An 18158-nucleotide genomic window follows, 5' to 3' on the forward strand; every position below is an offset into this window, starting at 1 on the left:
GAAAACTTGCCGCGGGGTCGCGGACGCCGTTGACGAGGTGCATACGGCAAGCATGCCCGAACGCGCGCCGGCGCCCCACCCCAGCTGGGCCGGCGTTTCCGCGACCCGCTCGGGGGTGGGCCTCGGGGCGCGGCGGGCGCCGTCGCGTGTTTCGGCACCCGTTGCTGCGATCGGGCGATAACTCGGCATAAATGCCGTTTCCGTTAATTATGGCGGAGTTTCGCGCGGTCGTCACCGGACAGGAAGTTTGCCGATTGCCGAGCGCCGAACCGGCGCGTGTGTAAAAGTATCGAGTGGCCGAACCATTAACCGATCGGCGCGTACACAAATACCGACGGCTAGAAGTTGATCCCACCCTGAGGAGCCACCATGAAGAACATCGCACGCTTGACCGGCCCAGTTGCCGTGGGTTTGGCGAGCATGGCTGTCATCGCCGCGCCCTTGGCGAATGCGGACGCGACGGATGACGTTTTCCTGCAGGCGCTCGGACAGCAGGGAATCACATTCCCCAACCTGTCGAATCAGACGGTCGTCAATGCCGGACATGGCGTTTGCCAGGACTGGACCAATGGCGCGACGCTGGCACAGACATTGGCCGACGTAAAGAGTGCGCTGCAGTTATCTGACAACAATTCGGGTTACTTCATCGGCGCGGCAACGCAGTCGTACTGCCCGCAGTACGTCAGCAAAGCCACGCAGAGCTAATCGGGGTTCCGCGGTAACTTCTTCTGGTCTGGGCGAGTGCTGCCGTCGGGCGACGAGCCAAAACGCCTCGGCAGCAGCATGAACATCACCGGGAACCGTAGTCGCGCGTCGCGGTGGGAGAGTTCGAGGAACACGGTCTCTATCTCGATGTTCCGGATCGGTTGTCGCTCCATCATCAAACGCGTGCGCAGGTGATGCGGGCTTTTCAGCCACTCGACCAAATTCATGCCCGCGACTCTACCCTTCTGACGAAAGTCATTGCGGGGCCGAATGATTTCCCTGGATCACGTCAGCGGGCGTTCAGCTGGCTGGTGATGTCCGTGGTGTTCGTCTTGCCGTCGTGGTGGTGATCGGTGGTGTTGCGGCATTGTCCGTACAGCATGATCTGCCCGTAACTGTGGTCGGAGGGGGAGTAGCTCATATTCGCCGTCACCCCATCCTTGTTCAGCGTGGTGCCGAAGTAATGCTGTCCGGGAGGGGCGCCGTCGTTCCAGCCATGAGCCACCATCGCGGCGTGCACCTGCTGGAAGTACGCGTCGGGGTCGCCCTGCAACAGGAAACTCATGGTGACGGTGCCCATGTAGGGCGGATCTCCCTGGTCGTTGCAGGAGGCGAACGAGAAACCCCCGCTGAGTCCCCGCAAATTCGCCACGGCCGCAATCTGTTTCGCCGGATCGACAACCTGAGCCATGGCCTGGTCGTCGGTCAGGGGATGCGCGGAATCATCCACCGGATGAGAGGAACCGGGGGAATGTTGTTTGGGCGACATGGAACCGCATCCTCCTATCAACAGCGTGACGACGGCCGCCAGCGCGGCAAGCGCTGCCTGCCGCGACCGCTTGCGCCGGCGCTCAATGGTGGTGCTGGCCATCGAAGAAGTGATTGTCGGTGACAGAACCCGGCGGGCGGTTCCACTCCGGGTCGACGACCGCCGGGGTATGTGGTCCGACGGTGACCGGGGGGAGCCCGGGAATCCTGATTTGGACGCCGCCTATCTGGTGACGATGTCCGGCCGTCAGGCCGTCGGCTTCCAACGCGTCTCCGTGGCCCGAGACGATGTCGGCCATGCTGTGCAGCGCCTCGCTTCCGGGATAGTAGTAGTGCGAATGGTCGTGGGGGTTAATGCCGTTCGAGCCGGGCACCTCGGCGCGGAACCGCGTCGATCCGAAGCCGTCGACGGCGGGATCGGCGCCCAGGCCGGGGTCGCTGCCCATCACCTGCCCGACGATGTCGTCGCCGAAGAAGTGCTTGCTCAAGCCATTCAGCTGGCCGAGCATTCCGACCGGGTCGGTGGAGGCGTCCCCGACGAACACATGACCGCCGTCCAGGTGGAAATCGGCGGCGCTTTTGGCGGCGTCGGTGCCCGGACAGCCGAGCAGCACAGCGTCATTGGCGTGCATGCCGTGCATGGCGAAGGCGTCGGCCACGGTCGTCGAACCGTAGGAGTGGCCCAGCACCGTGACGTGTTGTCCGCCGCCGAGATGTGTCGCCCACAGTCCGTTGACGTCCTGCGCCAGCGCCGCGCTGCCGGTCCGTGCGAGTTCGGGTGTGGAGATGCGCTGCACGTCGGAGAAGTCGTTGGGGGCGTCGTACCCCATCCAGGCGATCACGGCCGTCGGGTTGGTGGGGTCGGCCGCGTTGGCTTGAGCGAAGAGGTTGATGGCGTCGTTGTGACCGTCGTGCAGCCATCCGCCCTTCACGCTGCTGCTGGTGCCCGGCACGATCACCGCCGTGTTCTTCGCGGTGTCCGGGTTGCCTATGGCGATCGCCGCGCGGCCCTTGCCGCCGAACGCCAACGGGTCGTAGGCGAACAGGTAGGTCGGATTGGGGTGCCGCGGATCGTTGCCCGCGTCGTGGTCCAGCCCTTGCTTGGTCTCGTTGGCGTTCTGGTAGCGGGTGATGTCGGTCGGCGAGAGGCCGTATTTGGCGGGGTCGTGCAGCACGTCGTCGACGGATACGCCGCTGCGGGAGGCGATGTCGCGCACCCGGTTGAGGTCACGGGTCATCACGGCGATGTTGGCGTCGCTTCGGGCCAGGACCGGGACGCCGTTGAGATTGCCGATCTGGTCCGGGTTTTCGGCGATGAAGCGCTGCCGCTGCTCGGGTGTCAGTGACGTCCACCAGCGATGCACGTCCTCGGGGTTGGTGTCCGGCGCCGGAATCTGCGTGTCGGCGTCGACTTGGCGCAGCGACTCGGGGTCGTATCCGTCGGCACGCAGATTGCCCAGCGACTTCTGCAACGTGGCCGAGTAGCCGTTGCGCAGCGCCTGCAGCTGCGCCAGCGCGGCCTTGGTGTCGCTGATGGCGTCGTCTTCGCACGCGTGGATGAGGGCGTCGAGCGCCTGCCGGTCGGCCGCGCTGAGGTGGCTGTCCTTTTCCATGTCGACCGCCTGCCCGATCAGGTCGTCGAGCCTCTGCAGCTCGCCTTCCAGCGTGGCGATCTCGCCGGCCCCGGCCTTTTGCGCCTCGGCCAGGGCGGCCGCGATGTTCTCCAAGTCGGCGCCGATCTTGGGCAGCTGGAGGGACTGGGCGCCCAGCGCTTTGATCACGCGCTGCACTTCGGCCGAGCCGTTGATCGGATGGTCGCCGTTCTGGTGGTTCCAGGCGGCGTCGAAGCGCTTGCGGGCTTGTTCGAAACTCTCGTTCGCTTCCTGGGTGCAGCGGCCCGCCTGGTGGAAAGCCTCGGCGAGATTCGAAATCTGAAACGGGCTACCGGCTTGCAGGCTCTGGTTGATCGCCCAGGGATCGCCCCCCGCTTCGGCGATCAGCGCCGGGACGCTTATGTACCGGAGCTGCATCGCACCGCCTGCTGTTTTGCGGCGTCACCGCCTCCCATGTCGGTGAACTTTACTATCGAACGCCCTCTTACACGCTTCACCCCGAGCGCGGTCTGGGGGCGCCGCATGTTGTCCGCAGGCCGGCCGCACGGCCGATTGTCAGGAATTCTCCAGGCCTTCAGCAGTTCGGACAATTAGCATTCGAATCGTGAACGCGCGGGCCGAAGGCTAGCGACTCGCTCTGGTGGTTCCCCAAGCACCGGAATCGCGATGAGGAAGTCGGCAGCGATATTTGTCGCCGTTGGGACTGTGATGCTCAGCGGAGCGACCGCTCACGCTGACTCGCCGTCTCCCGGCCCGACGCCGCCGCCGGGCACGCCGAAATGCCTGACGTTCGACGGCCCCCAGCTGAACTGGCTGCCGTGCGGGTGGACCACGGACGGGCGGAGATGGACTCCGCCGCCGCCACCGCCGCCCGCGGGCTGACACTGAAGCCTTGAGCGATGCCGACTATTCAGCTTTTCATAAGCTGCAATTTCCCTGCCTTTCCTATTCTTCGTTTTCTTGCCGCGTTTGCGACCGTCGACTGACGGCGGCGTCGCCACCGGCGCGAGGAAAGGAAACGCATCGAATGCCCTTACGTCGCTGGCTAACCCGGTTGGCCGTTCCCGTCACGGCTGGCGCCGCCCTTCTCGCCAGCGCCGGCATCGCGGCCGCCGATCCCCTCGACGACGCCTACCTGGCCCAGCTGCGGGCCCAGGGCTTCAATTGGCCGCCGGAACACGACGCCGCCCTCACGGGAATGGGGCGCCTCATCTGTGACGACCTGGGCTGGGGTTGGACGTATGACCAGATCGCTCAGAGCATCCACGCCAACCTGGATCAACGGAACGTGACGTTCGGAGACGTGCATTCCATGGTGGCCCTCGCGCATTCGACGTACTGCCCCTTACAGCGGTGTTGGACAGACCACTGCTGAAATTGGCGAGCCCCGGCGGGTTTCGGTAATGGGTCGATAAGGAAGCCGCGGAATCCTTTACGAATTGCCCATCGAGTTCTTGCGTCCATTTCAAGGACGTGGCCTTTGGTCCCGGTGTAGCGTCCCGATCAATTTCATATGGGCGTGGCAGAAAGACCAGGCGATGAGATCAGCAATCGCGGCCGCGACGGCAGCCGTTTTTGCCTTCGGTCTGAGCACCGCCGCGCCCGCTCAGGCTGAAACGACCGGCACCGTCAAAGCGCCGACCACCAATCGCATGACCGGCCCCACCTCGAAGGCAGGCCAGGAGGGCGTATACAACGCCGGCCAGGTCCTGACCCTCGTTTGCCATACCGCGGGCGAGCCCGTGAAGGGCTTCTTCAGCTACCAGATCTCCAACGGCGGTTGGGACAGCCTCTGGTACAAGACAACTGACGGTCATTACGTCGCCGATGTCGACATCGACACGCGCACTCTCGACGCGCTCGGGCCGGACTGCGCCGGCGGCGCGGCGGCGCCCACCTCCAACGCCGGCGAGGACAAGGCGGCGCACGCCCTCGCGTGGGCGCGCGACCAGATGGCCAGCGACCCGAACAACACCGTGCAGTGCGAGGCGTTCGTCGAACAGGCCTACAACCACGCGTTCCGCTACCCCTCGGCGATGGATGCGTTCAACGACCTCAATCGCAACGGGCAGATCCATACCAGCCCCGACGGCATCCCGGAGGGGGCGCTCGTTTTTACGAGCAATCCCGGGTTCGACCACGGCACCGGACACGTGATGCTCAGCGAGGGCAACGGGCAGTACCTGACCGCCAATTACTTCACCCCGCCGCACATCCGGGAAATAAGACCGAGCCCGAACGACACGCAAAACATCTTTCTCGGTTGGGCGTACGCGCCGTAGCTGCGACGGCCGGCACCGGCTGTGGTACTCACGACGACATGGACAATCCTTCACCGGGCCCGGGATGGTGGCTGGCGTCAGACGGCAAGTGGTACCCGCAGCAATGGGAGTACACCTGGGATTACCGGGAGGGGGACACCGCGATGGACGAGATGAAGCTGAGGGCCGATGAGCTCGGTCGGCTGGGGTGGGAGATGGTCGGGCTGGACGCCGACCACCGCGGAGCCTTTTCCGTCGCATGTTTCTTCAAGCGGCCGATTGCGCCCTGAACCCGGGGCGCGGGACACATCAGTGAGGCGTCGCCGGCACAAGTGGGTAAACAACGCAGTAACGCGCCGGGCGCGTCGGTTGTGCAAACAGCTCACTAGTTGAAAGGCGGCATCAGATGGCTCGTGACGAGGGGGGCCGGTGGGACGTCGGCATCAAGGACGACGCAGTTTTCGTTCAGCGTGTCTCGGACGCCGACGAGCAATTGTTTCTCGATTCGCTGGACTCCGATGAGGCCCGCAAACTAGCCGAGCTGTTGACGAAATTCGCGGACAAGCTCGACAACTCCGACAAATCGGACTCCGAAAAGTCCAAGGACAAGGACAAAGACAAGAAGGACGAGGGCAAGGGCAAGAAGGACGACAAGGACTCGAAGGACGAGTCCAAGGACGACAAGGACTCCAAGGACGAGGACGACGAGGACTCAAAGGACGACGAGGACGACGAGGACGACGAGGACTCAAAGGACGACGAGGACGACGACGAGGACGACGACGAGGACGACGACGAGGATTCCAAAGACTCCAAGAAGTCGTCGGACTGAGTCCACTCAAGCCGCGGGCCACTTCGTCGCCCGGCAGCCGTTGTCTCTCAACGAGTTTCGGCCACCGACTCTTCGGCCAGGGTCGCGCTCAGGTTGCGGGTCGCGGAAGCGAGCTGCGCCCCCATGCGGGTTACCGCCGCGCCGCTCATCGGCTCCGCGCTGGGGACCAGGCTGAGCATCAGGGCGATGCGGGAATCGGGTCCCAGGATCGGGGAGTCGATGTGGCTCACCTCGTAGGTGCGGTCCGGCTCCAGGCTGACCGGGAACCAGTCCTCCTGGTGGATCAGCTCGTCGGTCAGTTGCTGCGCCAGCTGGCTGAGCCGCGAGGAACGGACCTCGGCGCTGCGCACGATCAGCGCGAGCTCCTGCAGGCGCAGGTCGGGCAGGAGGTGAAGACCGACCGCGTAGCCGCGCTGTTGTGCTGCCGCGATGGCCCGCCCGTAGCGGTCCCGCACGTCCTCGGGCAGCGCGGCCAGCCAGCGCTCCCGCGCCTCGGCCCCGGCAAAGGCAACGGTCGAGGCGCCGTAGGGCGGGCGATGGGGGAACTGGGTGCCGGTGGGCATCGGATGCCCGCCGCCGCGGCGGCTACGAACCTGATCGACCACCGTCGAGTGGTCCTCGCTCACCGAGAACGCCACGCAGTGCGCGCCCGTCGCGGCCGACAGTTCGGCCATCGCGGAGCGGGCCAGCACCAGCGCCGGATAGCGCCCCGCCGCCTCCCGGCCGAGGCGAACCAGGGCGGGACCCAGGTGATAGGTCTTGCGAACCGGGTCGCGCAGCAGCCAGCCGGCTCGCAGCAACTCGGACAGCATCGAATGGCAACTGGCCTTATGGACGCTCAACCGGCGCGACACCTCGGCCAGCGTCATGCCCCGGCTCGCGTCGCCCGCGAGCTGCTCGAATAGGGCCACTACCCGCTCGGTTTGCGGGGAGGGACGCGGCGCCACGGGTGCAATGGTCGCATAGTGCGACTGCTTGCGATGTGATAAGCGACTATGTGACGATCGCCACAATGAATGACCTACCGGGCAAGGTGGCGGTGATAACCGGCGGAGCCGGGGGCATCGGCCGGGCCATGGGCAGGCGGTTCGGCCAAGAGGGCATGAAGGTGGTGCTGGCCGACGTCCTCGCCGAGCCGCTGGACCAGGCGACCCGGGCGCTCGCGGACGAGGGCATCGAGGTGGCCGGCGTGGTCACCGACGTCACCGACTATTCCTCGGTCGAGTCGCTCGCCAAGGAGACGATTTCTCACTTTGGCGGCGTGCACGTGGTGTGCAACAACGCCGGCACCGGCGGGGTCTCCGAGGGTTACATGTGGGAGCACGATCTGGCCGATTGGCGCTGGGGGATCGATGTCAACGTGTTGGGCGTCATCCATGGCATCAAGGCCTTCGTGCCCCTCCTGCTCGAACGGGGCGAAGGGCACGTGGTCAACACCTGCTCGGGCAATGGCGGGTTCGCGCCGATCGCTCGCGGGGCCATGGGCGGACCGGCCACGGCGGTCTACCCGATGACCAAGGCCGCGGTGCTCTGTCTGACGGAGAGCCTCTACACCCACCTGGAGATGACGGGGACGGGGGTGCGGGCGCACGTCCTGTTCCCCGGCGGCTTCTTGAACACCGGCATCTGGGAATCGTGGCGACACCGACCGCGGCGCTACGCCGCGACGCAGCAGCGTCACGCACCCGATCAGACCTTGGCCAAGGTGGTGGCCCGCTTCGAGGCCGCCGGTGCGCATGTCGAGTTCACTCCGCTCGAGACGGTCGCCGACCTGGTGGTGGAAGGCATTCGCGCGGAGCGCTTTTGGATGATGGGGCCACCCACACCGGCCGATCAGGTCGTGAGCCGAAAGGCGGCCTCGATCCTGAATCGCGGCACACCCGATTACCTGGTCGACGTCCTCGGCCGAAGCGCCGGGAAGGCTGAAGAGACTGAAGAGACGGAAGGAGAAAAGCGTTGAGCAACAAGGAAATCCGCTACGGTCCTCGCGCACCGGAGGCGCAGGTCGACCATGAGATCGATGCCACCAAGGCGCCCATCGCCACCGAGGCGGTGACGGTCACCTACCTCACCGATCCGGACATCGTCGCGGCCGTGCTGCCCAAGCCGCTGCAGCCGGGGGCCGAACCGCTGGTGCGGGTTCAGCTTCAGCGCGTGCGCATCGAGGGCAGGCCGCCGTTCGGGTCGGCGGTGTTCTCGGTGGCCGCCCGGCACGGCGAACGCGAGGGCGACTATCCCCTCTTCATGCCCCAGTCCACCGAACAGTCGGTCACGGGCGGGCGCGAAACATTCGGCGAACCAAAGAAACTGGCCCACATCGAGGTGGAGCGCGACGGTGATCGCGTCACCGCTGCCGTTGACCGCTTGGGCTATCAGCTCATCAGGGTGGTCGGGCAGGTCGCCGGCCCGGCGGAGCTGCCGCCCGACCAGGTGAACACCGAGTTCTACTTCAAGTTCCTGCGCGCCCCCGACGGCGGCGGTATCACCGACCCCCACCTGGTCTACGGCGAATACCATCGGCACTACGAGCTGTTGGAGAACATCGACGGCACCCTCGAGTTGGGGGAGTCGCCTCTTGACCCGGTGGCCGACATCGTGATTCGCGAAATCCGGTCGATCACCTGGTGCCGTCGGCGCACCATCCAGGTGGGCCGGATCGCGGCCCGCGTGCCGCAGGAATGGCTGCTGCCGTACGTGCACCAGCGCTACGACGACGTGGCCCTGCTCGCCGCCCCCGGGCCCGAGCCGGCACGGGTGTAGGCGCATGGACCGGTACACGGTCATCTCGGCCGATTGCCACGCCGGCGCTGACCTGCTCGACTACCGCGACTACCTCGATCCGCACTATCGGGATGAATTCGACAGCTGGGCAAGGACATACGTCAACCCGTTCGGCGACCTCAGCGAGCCCGACGCCGAGCACAACTGGAACAGCGACCGGCGGAACTCGGAGCTGGACTCCGACGGCATCGCGGGGGAGGTCATCTTCCCCAACACCGTGCCGCCGTTCTTCCCGCACGCGAGCCTGGCCGCCCCTCCGCCGGAGACCGCGCGGGAGCTCGAGCTGCGCTGGGCGGGCCTGCGCGCGCACAATCGCTGGCTGTCCGACTTCTGCTCGTTGTCACCCGAGCGGCGGGCCGGCGTCGGTCAGATCCTGCTCGGGGATCTCGACGAAGCCATCGCCGAGCTGGCGCACATCGCCAAGCTCGGCCTGCGCGGCGGGGTGTTGCTGCCCGGAATCGCCCCGGGCACCGGCCTTCCCCCGCTCTACGCCGAGCATTGGGAACCGCTGTGGGCGGCGTGCGCGGAGGCGGGCCTGGTGCTCAACCACCACGGCGGCAACGCCGGCCCCAGCCCCACGGACGGGTGGGGCAGCTCGTTCGCGGTGTGGGTGTACGAGACGCACTGGTGGGCGCACCGGGCGCTGTGGCACCTGATCCTCAGCGGCGCACTGGATCGCCACCCGGACCTCACCGTGGTCTTCACCGAGCAGGGCGCCGGCTGGATACCGGCAACCCTCGCTTCGCTCGACGTCGCGGCGGCGCGCTACGGGCGTGCGAGCTCGGCGATCGCCCGGTTCGCCGGGCCCACCGCCGGTTCGCTGCGTCTCAAGCCCAGCGAGTACTGGGCCCGCCAGTGTTACGTGGGCGCCAGTTTCATGCGTCCAGTCGAATGTGCCGAGCGCCAGGCAATCGGCGTCGACCGAATCATGTGGGGGAGTGACTACCCGCATTACGAGGGGACCTTCCCCCACAGCCGAGAAGCGCTGCGGCACACCTTCTCCTGCGTCCCGGCCGACGAGGTGGCGGCCATCGTGGGCGGCACCGCGGCGGCAGTCTACGGCTTCGACCTCGAGGCGCTCGCGCCGCTGGCCGACCGAATCGGCCCGACCGTGGCCGAGGTCGCCGAGCCTCTGACCGCCGTGCCCGCCGGCGCGAGCAGCACCGCCTTCGAGCCCGACCCGATCCGAACCTGGTAGCGAAAGGACGCCCACCGTGGACCCGTACGTCATCATCTCCGCCGACACCCACGCCGAGCTCCCGACCGAGCGATACCGCGAATACGTCGACCCCGAATACCGGGACGACTTCGAGACCTACCTGGCCGAGAAGACCGCCGCGGCGCAGGCCGGTGGATTCATCGACGAGCAGTTCGCGCAGGAGTGGTTCTCCGAGAACGGGGAGGGCATCGCGGGCGGATGGGATGTGGCGCTGCGCGACAAGGAGCTCGACGGCGACGGGGTGGTCGGCGAGGTCATCTTCCCCGACGCCGACGCCGTGACCGGGGTCGCCGGCGCGCCGTTCGGGGCCGGCCTGGGCCAGTCGGGCGACCTGGACCCCGGGCGCGCCATGGCCGGGGCGCGGGCCCACAATCGCTGGTTGGCCGAGCTGTGCAGCCACAGCCCCGAACGTCGGGCCGGGGTCGCGGTGGTGCCGATTCTGGCGGACGTCGACGCGGCCGTCGCCGAGATCACTCGCGCGGCCGAGTCCGGGCTGCGGGGCGGGATCCTGATCCCCGCGCGCTGGGTCGGCTATCCGCCGTATCACGACCGCCGCTACGACAAGGTCTGGGCCGCCTGCCAGGACCTGCAGATGCCGGTGCACACCCACTCCGGTCCGGCCCCCCAGGAGGAGTACGGCGGGCACCTGGGGATCTATGTCACCGAGGTGCGCTGGTGGGGGGCCCGCCCGATGTGGTTCGCGTTGTGGTCGGGAGTGTTCGAGCGATTCCCCCGGCTGCGCTGGGGCGTCACGGAGTGCGGCGCGTTCTGGGCCAACGATCTGCTCTGGCTGATGGACACGCGGTACCTGCGTGAGCATTCGGCCAAGAAGATGAGCCATCAGATGGAGGGCGACCTGACGATGCCGCCCTCGGCCTACTTCGACCGGAACTGCTTCATCGGCGCCACCACCACCGAGCGCCGGGAGCTGGCGCGGCGCTACGAAATCGGCGTTTCGAACCTATTGTGGGGCAACGACTTCCCTCATCCGGAGGGGACGTGGCCGCACACCCTCGACTGGCTGCGTCGCTCCTTCTGGGACATCCCGATCGAGGAGACCCGGCAGATGCTCGGTCTGGCGGCGGCGGAGCTCTACAACTTCGATCTGGGTGCCCTCTCCGGGCTGGCCCGGCGCATCGGCCCGTCGCCGGAGGACCTGGGTCAGGACGACGCCGTCAGCATCCCGAAGTGGGAGGCGGCCCGCCGGACCGGACGCCACTGGCTGACGGACGCGGAGCCGATTCCCGATTTGGTGGAGAGCTGAGGGGAGCGAATCTTCTCGCGGATGCCGACAATCGGCCAGAACCTTGCCCGCGATGTATCGGCGGATGACTATTGAAGAGGTACGGCCGCAGAGGAGAAACAATGGCATCGCACCGCTGGAGAAATTGCGTCGGTGTATGCGCCGCGTTGCTGCCGATCACGCTGTCATTTCCCGCTACCGCCCTCGCCGACAATCCGTCGTGGAACGGCCAGTACGCCATCACGTTCATGGTGGGTCCCAAGGCGGGCACCAGCATGGCGGTGGGCAATCCCGAGGTTCAGCACACCGAGATCTACGGTTTGCGCTCGAGCTGTACGAACGGGAAGTGCGTCGCCACGATCGTCAGCGGCCCTCCACCGACCAACCCGACGGTTCCGCAGCCCGTCCAGTTCACCTGGGACGGAAAGTCGTGGTCGCAAACCAACGATTTCCAGTGGGACTGCATGATGCCCGACACGTCGATCCAATGGAATCCGGCGCGAGCCACGGTCACCTATACGCCCCAACCCGACGGATCGCTCGACGGTCTGATGCACACCGACATTTTGAGCGGCGCCTGCCAAGGCACGATCGACATGGACATGAAGGCTGAACGCGTTTGAATTCACCCCGGCACCGCGACGGCTCAAATTCCGCAAACCCGAGACACCCTTTGGCCGCCCGAATAGCCTCGATCTAGGTTTGGGCGCAACCCACTCCGGCTCTCTTGTAACGGTCTCCGGAAGAGATATCGAAAACTGTCCAATCGGCGGGGATGGTCCACCTGCAGGGCGCACCCACCGGGGAATGCGACCGCAAAGGAAGATCATGACCACACCCGACCGCCCCACCCACCTAAGACTGACAAGAGTGGCCGCCGGCGCGGCTCTCGCCGGCGGATTGGCGATGGCCGTTATGGGGCTGACCGCGGCCACGGCCAACGCCGATCCCGCGCCGCCAAACACCCCCAGCCCAAACCCCACCGCTGCTCAAAATCCGCATTCGGAATCGGGGCTCTGCAACCAAACCGTGGTCCCGCGCGGCGCCCCGGCGCCGCCCCCGGGGTACTGCGGGTAAGGGTCGACCAATGAACTGGGCGACGCTGCTGACCAACGCGCTCGTACCTCTCGCGTCGGTGATTTCGAGCGCCACCGTCGCGATCTGGACGAAGCGCATCGACGCCAGGAACAAGGAGGAAGACCGCCGCCACGAACGCGTCCTCGACTTCGAGAAGCGGGCGGCCGACGACAAGAAGGCCGTGTTGAAGTCGCTGATTTCGGCGACCATCTACGTCAAACGGGCGGCTCAATACGAGGGGTCCGGCACCGCCGAGGAGGTCGCCAGCCAGCGCCGCGCCGAGGCCATCCGAGAGCTCTACGACTTCCGCATGCGTCTCGGCCTCGACGACGGGGTGGCCGAGCTGATGGTCTACGCCGCGCCACCGGTGCGCGACGCGGTAAGTCTTCTGCTCGACGAGTGGGACCGTCAGTTCCGGGAGCATGGGTATTCGCTGACCCAATTGGATTCGTGCAAGCGACAATTGGCGCAGACGACGGCCTGCCCCGCCCCGCAGGAGGACGTCACCGTGTACTACGAGGGCGAACTCAAATGGTCGGAGCTGAGGAGGGTGGAGATGGGGTGGCTGGACCGGTTGGGCCGGGACTCGGATCTCGACCTCGAGGCACTCGTGGAGTTGTGCGACCGCACCCTCGAGGCGGCGCACAGGGACTTGCGCGGCGGATACGGGCTCGACTTCTGACTGCTGTCGGCGCCGGGATGCTCCCCCCTGCCGACCGGGCGTAAACCGTCTGCTGGTTTTTCGGCGTTGCGGCTGGGTACCCTTATCCCCGTGCGCTTCGTTCCCGTTGCCGCTGCAGTCGGAGTAACCGTCGCGATAATGGCGGCGGCGCCCGCTCGTGCCGATTTGAGCGGTTACGGAAATTGCGTGGGAAGCATTACGCAAATCCCGCTGTCGGAACACGATTACCAGAACCAGCAGCTCCTCGGGGTCATTGAGCAGGATCTCAACTCCGGTGTTTCTCCGGCTGCCGAAGCGCAGCGGGTGTCGCACATGGGGTTCGACCCGCGCCTGGCCAATCGGATTGTGGAGTGCGTGGTTCAGGAACGCCCGTAGGCCGGCACGACTCATTGGGGTGAACCACACGTGGGCCACCACCGCGTTTCACGGTGGCGGCCCGGTGGTGTCAGTGTGATCGCGCGGCCTACGCCTTCCGGGTCAGCACCGGCAGGTGGTTGGGCGGTGAGGCCGGCGGATGGGGGTGCGTGCGCGCCGGTGCGTCGGTGACGACCGTCTTACCGTTGGTGCACGTGACGAGCTTTCCGGCGACGATGACGCCCTGGCCCTCGTCGATCGGGATGTCGTAGCCGTCCGGGTCGGTGTAGTGGCATCCGCCGCCCCCGCCGGTGGGCCCGTTGGGCTCGGCGTAGGCGGTGGCTGGCGCCAACGCGACGATGGCCAGCGCGCCGAACAGGGTTGCGGCATAGCGGAAACGAATCGGTTTGCGGGTGGTGCTCTTCATGGTGATCTCCTGTAAGTCGTCGCGGCCCGTCGTTCGGGCTGCGTTCATCGACTGGGAGCTACCAGGAGCACCGAAGGGGACACTTTCCCTTCAGCAGGGAGATGGAGCGCCCGAACCGCTAGGCCGGGCCTTCCCGACGGGGCTCCGCGCGCGCGAGACGGGTGCCAACGTCGCTGATCGAAAACTTTCGCACCTTAGCCATCCGACGCTACTTATTGAGTCACCACTGCGGCCAAGATCCCGCCGACAAACCCGGACAGGACGCCGGCGGCGAGCGTACAGACGAGGATGCTCGCAATATCCAGGATCCCAGTGCCTTGGTGGGGGCGGTCTGGTGGAGGAGGTGGCGGAGCTGAGTCCTGTTTGGGTGGGTCGTCTCTGCTTGACAGCAATGCCGCGAGAGTGAGCACTATGATCAATAAGCCGCTGGTGCTCTCGGCCATGACCAGCACCCGCGCTGTCGTGGAAATGGGCGTGTACCCACTGCCTGGGGGAAACAGTGTCGTCCAACTCAGGTACAGGAAGCCGAAGTGTCCTGACGGCCCGTGAGATGGACCCTCGAATGCACCTGGCCGACCGCCAACCAGGTTCTGGTACCCAAGCGCAAAGATCACGATCACCTGCAGGATGTTCCAAACAGCGATCACCACAGGCCCAACACCCTGGCGTCTCTGCCATTTGATGCCCCGCTGGGTCAGCCCGAACACGTTGTCCAATGACGCAAGGACGAGGTCCTGGAGTCGGTACATGCCTAGCCAAGCGAACACAAGGGCGACGCAGCCTGAGGCGGGGCCGAACACCAGCAAGGCCAAAAGGAATACCAGCCAGAAGATCACATAGCCTTCGAGCCGGCCGGATCCCTTCTTACTCTCGTTTAGGTCTAGCCAGGTCGCGGCTGACACGTACCCGCTGAACATGCACAAGGGGGTGACAATGTGATCCTTCCACGGGCTTGCGGGTCGGCATTCCTTCCACCCCTTCCAATCGAAGACCGCCACGACTATTGCCGTTCCGTTGGTAGTCGGTGCCAGCGGGTGGTCACCCGACTGCGCTTCCCGATTCCGCGGTTGCGTCCACCTTGCGGCGCGCACGTCGAAGCACTACCCCCATTGAATCCAGATGTCTCATCGGCCACGCCATCACCTGTCTATGGTTACACCCATGGCCACCCTCACCGCTATTAAAACTGCTGGCTTCGGAGAAGCAGTGTGATTCGTCCTGGCGCCACCCGGGGGGCCGTTTACCTTGCGGGCCCATCAGGATTCTTCGAAGCGGGATTGCTTTGGCATAAAACGGTCGTAGTGCCCAGGGTCACGGCGCCGCTGGCCTGACGCCAAAGGATCCATGGGTCGACCAGTCGGCTGTAACCAGAGTCATGGACGCAATGGAGTTCGGCCCCGAGCGGCGCGCAGCCCTACAGACGGCAAACCTTGTCCAAGGCCGCTACGACCGGCGCCTGATCATGGAATCCGAGGCGATCTTGGCATCGCTCGACGGGCCCGACGTGGACTCCGGCACCGCTGTAGAGATCGGCTACGGGTTTGCGCAGGGTCTGCTGATCGTCGGTCTTCGCACTGACAGCCGGCGTTCCGCAGACAATGAGCTGCGACAAGCAGATCGAGTCACTCGCTGTTACACAAACGGACCGGATCGATCCAGAGACCGAGCTGAAGATGCGGTTGAAGATCAGCGCGGAGGTTCGGCTGCTTGAGGGTTTGGCGGCTCGGTTGGTGCGGCAGATCAAGACGGACTTGGCGGGTCCGGAGTCGCTGGCGACGGTGAAGGCTCGGCGTGCTGCGAAGCGGCGGTGGGATCGGGATGCCTCGAGTCAGTGATAGCAGTGGCGATGGTGCGCTGAGGGTGGCTGGCATTTATCGGCGGCTGCTTAAGTACGAGCGGGAAAAGTGCTCGAAGCTGGATCCGCGGTTGGTGATGCCGGGGACTCTCGTCGAGCCGAAGGTGTTTCGCCGCTCGGATCTTCGTCTGAAGGCGATGGAGGCTGACGAGCCGACTCTGTTTCCGTGGTGGATGTTAGGCGGGCATACGGTGCGGGTTTGCGCGGGTTCGTCGGTTGAAGCGTGAGGACCGCTCTATCACTGCGTGGCTGGTTCACCCCGACGACACCGTAGTGCCGTTGCGCGGTGCTGATCGCTAGCTGAATCGCTTCTCCGGGAATGACGGCCAGTCGGAATCAATGCCGAAGACATTGGGAGCGTTGAGGTTCCCCTCAGTGCGGACTATCTCGCCGGTCTCTCCTTCGAAAGTGGTGAAGCCGTCGTAGTGGCTCAACGGTACGGCAGCCCATGGGTTGATCCAGAGTTCGGGTAGGTCTAGGGCAATGCGCTGGTACCGGAGGCCCGATCCGATTAGGACTGCAGACACGCGGGTTCCGCGCTGCTCGTCGTTGGATGACCAGTCGCCGCGCCAGTATCCGTTGCGTCTGCGCACAACCTGGATCGAGTCTGGGTCGCCAGGAGTCCACTGCCATTCTTCGCGGCCAAACAAGGCCTGGCCGATGTCGTCCGCTTTGACCAAACTTGTGTTTTCGAGCACGGCTACAACGAGCGGTAGGGGGAGTGGCTCGCGACCGTAACGGCGTCCCTTCCTGCTCACCGCCTCGTAGATGCGAGCTATATCGTCATCGAAATTGATGGAAACCGCTGGGAGGAATCCAATTAGGCGGCCGCCCTTGTACCGAGCATCAGGACGGTTCGGCACCGCGACACAGGTGATTGACCAATCGCGAATCGGGATCACCTTACGTGGCAGGCGTTCTTCCGGCGCAGCGATGAGTTCGTCAGGGTCTAGCTCGGCTAGCCACTGTGCGATCGGTCTTGTCACCTCAATCCGTTTCGGATGTTCTGTGCCTCGTTCGATGTCGTCGATTCCGATGAGGAAGTCTCGTGTCTCGACATCGCTGATGCAGTCATAGATCCAGTCGAGGGTGCCTCGTGTCCCTCCGGCTGCCGCCACCGTGCATTCCACATAGAAGGCAGATGATCCTCGCGTTATGAGGAAGTCGGGTTTGCGTTCCGAGCCCTCAATGGGGGGATGAGGGACCACCTCGTAGCCGAGATGCCGAAATAGGCTGGCGATGTACAACTCCCACCACGCACCGACATGTTGGCCGTCGTCTTTGTCTGTGAATCGTTTATGCAGCTCACGTTTCGCGTCCTTGGGGTGGTGGTTGAACCATCCTTCAAGCAAGGAACGCACGCGGTCCCAGTGTGGGCCGGCGACTCGGTCTAGGAACCCAAAGTTGCTTTCCGAGAACCGGGCCGGGCCGCGGTCGCTGCGTTCGGCATCGCTGAACAGCCTCATGGGTTAGCTCAAGTTTCGCGCGTTGGCGACGCGGTAGTGTTCTCTGATTCGACGGGGGTCGCGAGTGCACCCTAGTGCGATGCAATAAGTAACCACGAAGTCGTCGTTGAGGCCGGCGGCATAGAAGGTGCGCATGTACTCTTGCACCGCCTCTCTTTCGCGGCCACTCCTCGGTGGTGACGAGAGGCGATCGTCGCGAAAGAGCATGCTGATGAACTCCTCGTGCAGCTCTGAGTCGAGCCGAGGTGTCGGCTCGTCGGTCTGCGCGTTGTAGGCGCCCGTGGCTGTGGCCCAGCCGAGAATCCCTGGTGCTTTGCCCCATTCGAAGACGGTCAAAGTTGACTCGCCCACACGCGACACGCACTTAATTAGTAATTCCTCGGTGGGCCACGCAGCCACCACGGGACCACCCCACGGCTCACGGTCCGATCGAGCCGAGACCCACGTCGATGTCTGCGCCAAGGCCGCCAGCACGGGCGGATTGTCGATCGCACTGCCTGACTTTTGCGGTGTCATAATGATTCGCTTCGATCGCCCGCGCCGCTCGTTCTTGTCAAGCCACTTAGCTAGCCGTTCGCTGGCGGCCCTGTCCGGCCGCGCCTCGAATGGCATCCAAGCGGCGTTGTACTTCGGGTGGACGACATGCATGCTGCGGAACCTATCTCGCGCCTGCGCGGGCGTTCAAGGATCGCGACAATGAGAAGGGTGTCGGTGAGATCGACACCCTGGCTAGATGGACTGGTCACACCAGCCTGAACACATCTAGGGATAGGTGCAGAGGACCGCTGGTGGGTTCGGCGTGCACAACGGCGCTATGGCGGGGGCGCACCCTGTTACCGGCATTAAGACGCCGACCATCAGGGTCAGCGCGCGTA

Annotated in this window: 22 protein-coding genes; 14 read left to right on the forward strand and 8 right to left on the reverse strand. The window is 65.2% G+C overall.

The window, feature by feature from the left end:
• The first annotated feature begins 369 nt into the window (after positions 1-369).
• Positions 370-705: a DUF732 domain-containing protein gene (locus A5701_RS09175; protein ID WP_067751509.1), complete on the forward strand. Its 336-nt coding sequence runs from the start codon at positions 370-372 to the stop codon at positions 703-705.
• On the opposite strand, the gene A5701_RS09180 is transcribed toward A5701_RS09175, so the two are convergent.
• From A5701_RS09180 to A5701_RS09190, 3 genes are all read right to left on the reverse strand, one after another.
• Positions 702-932 (reverse strand): hypothetical protein, encoded by a 231-nt coding sequence (locus A5701_RS09180; RefSeq protein WP_067751513.1) that lies wholly within the window; start codon positions 930-932, stop codon positions 702-704. The two genes, A5701_RS09175 and A5701_RS09180, sit on opposite strands and share 4 nt — an antisense overlap.
• A gap of 62 nt (positions 933-994) precedes the next feature.
• A complete protein-coding gene (locus A5701_RS09185; RefSeq protein ID WP_067751516.1) occupies positions 995-1576 on the reverse strand; it encodes a hypothetical protein in 582 nt (193 codons plus the stop codon).
• The gene (locus tag A5701_RS09190; protein ID WP_067751519.1) at positions 1557-3503 is read right to left on the reverse strand and encodes an alpha/beta hydrolase; all 1947 of its coding nucleotides are present in this window, start codon (positions 3501-3503) and stop codon (positions 1557-1559) included. Before A5701_RS09190 ends, A5701_RS09185 begins: the two co-directional genes overlap by 20 nt.
• Before the next feature lie 610 nt (positions 3504-4113).
• Between A5701_RS09190 and A5701_RS09195 the strand changes: the two genes are divergently transcribed.
• The 4 genes from A5701_RS09195 (at position 4114) to A5701_RS09210 (ending at position 6179) form a co-directional block, all read left to right on the forward strand.
• Positions 4114-4461 carry a DUF732 domain-containing protein gene (locus A5701_RS09195; RefSeq protein ID WP_067751522.1) on the forward strand — a complete coding sequence of 116 codons (348 nt, stop codon included), beginning with the start codon at positions 4114-4116 and terminating at the stop codon, positions 4459-4461.
• 163 nt (positions 4462-4624) lie between these two features.
• Entirely contained in the window at positions 4625-5368 is a 744-nt protein-coding gene (locus A5701_RS09200) for a hypothetical protein (RefSeq protein ID WP_067751525.1), read from the forward strand.
• Positions 5369-5406: 38 nt separating this feature from the next.
• Positions 5407-5637 carry a hypothetical protein gene (locus A5701_RS09205; RefSeq protein WP_067751528.1) on the forward strand — a complete coding sequence of 77 codons (231 nt, stop codon included), beginning with the start codon at positions 5407-5409 and terminating at the stop codon, positions 5635-5637.
• Between the two features lie 116 nt (positions 5638-5753).
• Positions 5754-6179 carry a hypothetical protein gene (locus tag A5701_RS09210; protein WP_067751531.1) on the forward strand — a complete coding sequence of 142 codons (426 nt, stop codon included), beginning with the start codon at positions 5754-5756 and terminating at the stop codon, positions 6177-6179.
• 47 nt (positions 6180-6226) lie between these two features.
• On the opposite strand, the gene A5701_RS09215 is transcribed toward A5701_RS09210, so the two are convergent.
• Positions 6227-7126 carry a helix-turn-helix domain-containing protein gene (locus tag A5701_RS09215; RefSeq protein WP_067751534.1) on the reverse strand — a complete coding sequence of 300 codons (900 nt, stop codon included), beginning with the start codon at positions 7124-7126 and terminating at the stop codon, positions 6227-6229.
• A 65-nt stretch (positions 7127-7191) separates the two neighbouring features.
• Here A5701_RS09215 and A5701_RS09220 point away from each other — a divergent pair, with 65 nt between their 5' ends.
• The 7 genes from A5701_RS09220 (at position 7192) to A5701_RS09250 (ending at position 13556) form a co-directional block, all read left to right on the forward strand.
• Complete coding sequence (locus A5701_RS09220) at positions 7192-8139, forward strand: SDR family NAD(P)-dependent oxidoreductase (protein WP_067751537.1); 948 nt, start codon at positions 7192-7194, stop codon at positions 8137-8139.
• The gene (locus A5701_RS09225) at positions 8136-8939 is read left to right on the forward strand and encodes an acetoacetate decarboxylase family protein (RefSeq protein ID WP_067751540.1); all 804 of its coding nucleotides are present in this window, start codon (positions 8136-8138) and stop codon (positions 8937-8939) included. Before A5701_RS09220 ends, A5701_RS09225 begins: the two co-directional genes overlap by 4 nt.
• 4 nt (positions 8940-8943) lie before the next feature.
• The gene (locus A5701_RS09230; RefSeq protein ID WP_067751543.1) at positions 8944-10158 is read left to right on the forward strand and encodes an amidohydrolase family protein; all 1215 of its coding nucleotides are present in this window, start codon (positions 8944-8946) and stop codon (positions 10156-10158) included.
• 16 nt (positions 10159-10174) lie between these two features.
• Entirely contained in the window at positions 10175-11443 is a 1269-nt protein-coding gene (locus A5701_RS09235) for an amidohydrolase family protein (protein ID WP_067751546.1), read from the forward strand.
• 101 nt (positions 11444-11544) lie between these two features.
• Positions 11545-12045, forward strand: coding sequence for a hypothetical protein (locus A5701_RS09240; RefSeq protein WP_067751549.1), 501 nt, complete (start codon positions 11545-11547; stop codon positions 12043-12045).
• A 464-nt stretch (positions 12046-12509) separates the two neighbouring features.
• Positions 12510-13181 (forward strand): hypothetical protein, encoded by a 672-nt coding sequence (locus A5701_RS09245; protein WP_067751552.1) that lies wholly within the window; start codon positions 12510-12512, stop codon positions 13179-13181.
• Between the two features lie 90 nt (positions 13182-13271).
• On the forward strand, positions 13272-13556 hold the full coding sequence (locus A5701_RS09250; protein ID WP_156670018.1) for a hypothetical protein: 285 nt from the start codon (positions 13272-13274) through the stop codon (positions 13554-13556).
• Between the two features lie 88 nt (positions 13557-13644).
• On the opposite strand, the gene A5701_RS09255 is transcribed toward A5701_RS09250, so the two are convergent.
• Both A5701_RS09255 and A5701_RS09260 read right to left on the reverse strand, forming a co-directional pair.
• Positions 13645-14010, reverse strand: coding sequence for a hypothetical protein (locus tag A5701_RS09255; RefSeq protein WP_369807402.1), 366 nt, complete (start codon positions 14008-14010; stop codon positions 13645-13647).
• 164 nt (positions 14011-14174) lie between these two features.
• Positions 14175-14879: a hypothetical protein gene (locus A5701_RS09260; protein ID WP_067751558.1), complete on the reverse strand. Its 705-nt coding sequence runs from the start codon at positions 14877-14879 to the stop codon at positions 14175-14177.
• A gap of 458 nt (positions 14880-15337) precedes the next feature.
• On the opposite strand from A5701_RS09260, the gene A5701_RS27370 reads away from it, so the two are divergent.
• Together A5701_RS27370 and A5701_RS09270 are read left to right on the forward strand one after the other, a co-directional pair.
• The gene (locus tag A5701_RS27370) at positions 15338-15673 is read left to right on the forward strand and encodes a nucleoside 2-deoxyribosyltransferase (protein WP_082969709.1); all 336 of its coding nucleotides are present in this window, start codon (positions 15338-15340) and stop codon (positions 15671-15673) included.
• A gap of 149 nt (positions 15674-15822) precedes the next feature.
• Positions 15823-16044, forward strand: a complete 222-nt coding sequence (locus tag A5701_RS09270; RefSeq protein WP_067751564.1) for a hypothetical protein — start codon at positions 15823-15825, stop codon at positions 16042-16044.
• Positions 16045-16113: 69 nt separating this feature from the next.
• Here A5701_RS09270 and A5701_RS09275 read toward each other — a convergent pair whose 3' ends face one another.
• Together A5701_RS09275 and A5701_RS09280 are read right to left on the reverse strand one after the other, a co-directional pair.
• Positions 16114-17283, reverse strand: a complete 1170-nt coding sequence (locus A5701_RS09275) for a hypothetical protein (RefSeq protein ID WP_067751567.1) — start codon at positions 17281-17283, stop codon at positions 16114-16116.
• 3 nt (positions 17284-17286) lie between these two features.
• On the reverse strand, positions 17287-17931 hold the full coding sequence (locus tag A5701_RS09280; protein ID WP_156670019.1) for a hypothetical protein: 645 nt from the start codon (positions 17929-17931) through the stop codon (positions 17287-17289).
• Positions 17932-18158: the final 227 nt, after the last annotated feature.

The organism is Mycobacterium sp. E3305, from assembly GCF_001666785.1.
Lineage (GTDB): Bacteria > Actinomycetota > Actinomycetes > Mycobacteriales > Mycobacteriaceae > Mycobacterium.

Coding starts and splice junctions, on each gene's coding strand:
- A5701_RS09205 (WP_067751528.1), top strand. CDS start 5,407: ATGGACAATCCTTCACCGGGCCCGGGATGGTGGCTGGCGTCAGACGGC.
- A5701_RS09190 (WP_067751519.1), bottom strand. CDS start 3,503: ATGCAGCTCCGGTACATAAGCGTCCCGGCGCTGATCGCCGAAGCGGGG.
- A5701_RS09210 (WP_067751531.1), top strand. CDS start 5,754: ATGGCTCGTGACGAGGGGGGCCGGTGGGACGTCGGCATCAAGGACGAC.
- A5701_RS09260 (WP_067751558.1), bottom strand. CDS start 14,879: ATGTTCAGCGGGTACGTGTCAGCCGCGACCTGGCTAGACCTAAACGAG.
- A5701_RS09180 (WP_067751513.1), bottom strand. CDS start 932: ATGAATTTGGTCGAGTGGCTGAAAAGCCCGCATCACCTGCGCACGCGT.
- A5701_RS27370 (WP_082969709.1), top strand. CDS start 15,338: ATGGACGCAATGGAGTTCGGCCCCGAGCGGCGCGCAGCCCTACAGACG.
- A5701_RS09220 (WP_067751537.1), top strand. CDS start 7,192: ATGAATGACCTACCGGGCAAGGTGGCGGTGATAACCGGCGGAGCCGGG.
- A5701_RS09275 (WP_067751567.1), bottom strand. CDS start 17,283: ATGAGGCTGTTCAGCGATGCCGAACGCAGCGACCGCGGCCCGGCCCGG.
- A5701_RS09195 (WP_067751522.1), top strand. CDS start 4,114: ATGCCCTTACGTCGCTGGCTAACCCGGTTGGCCGTTCCCGTCACGGCT.
- A5701_RS09240 (WP_067751549.1), top strand. CDS start 11,545: ATGGCATCGCACCGCTGGAGAAATTGCGTCGGTGTATGCGCCGCGTTG.
- A5701_RS09280 (WP_156670019.1), bottom strand. CDS start 17,931: ATGCATGTCGTCCACCCGAAGTACAACGCCGCTTGGATGCCATTCGAG.
- A5701_RS09200 (WP_067751525.1), top strand. CDS start 4,625: ATGAGATCAGCAATCGCGGCCGCGACGGCAGCCGTTTTTGCCTTCGGT.
- A5701_RS09245 (WP_067751552.1), top strand. CDS start 12,510: ATGAACTGGGCGACGCTGCTGACCAACGCGCTCGTACCTCTCGCGTCG.
- A5701_RS09230 (WP_067751543.1), top strand. CDS start 8,944: ATGGACCGGTACACGGTCATCTCGGCCGATTGCCACGCCGGCGCTGAC.
- A5701_RS09175 (WP_067751509.1), top strand. CDS start 370: ATGAAGAACATCGCACGCTTGACCGGCCCAGTTGCCGTGGGTTTGGCG.
- A5701_RS09185 (WP_067751516.1), bottom strand. CDS start 1,576: ATGGCCAGCACCACCATTGAGCGCCGGCGCAAGCGGTCGCGGCAGGCA.
- A5701_RS09255 (WP_369807402.1), bottom strand. CDS start 14,010: ATGAACGCAGCCCGAACGACGGGCCGCGACGACTTACAGGAGATCACC.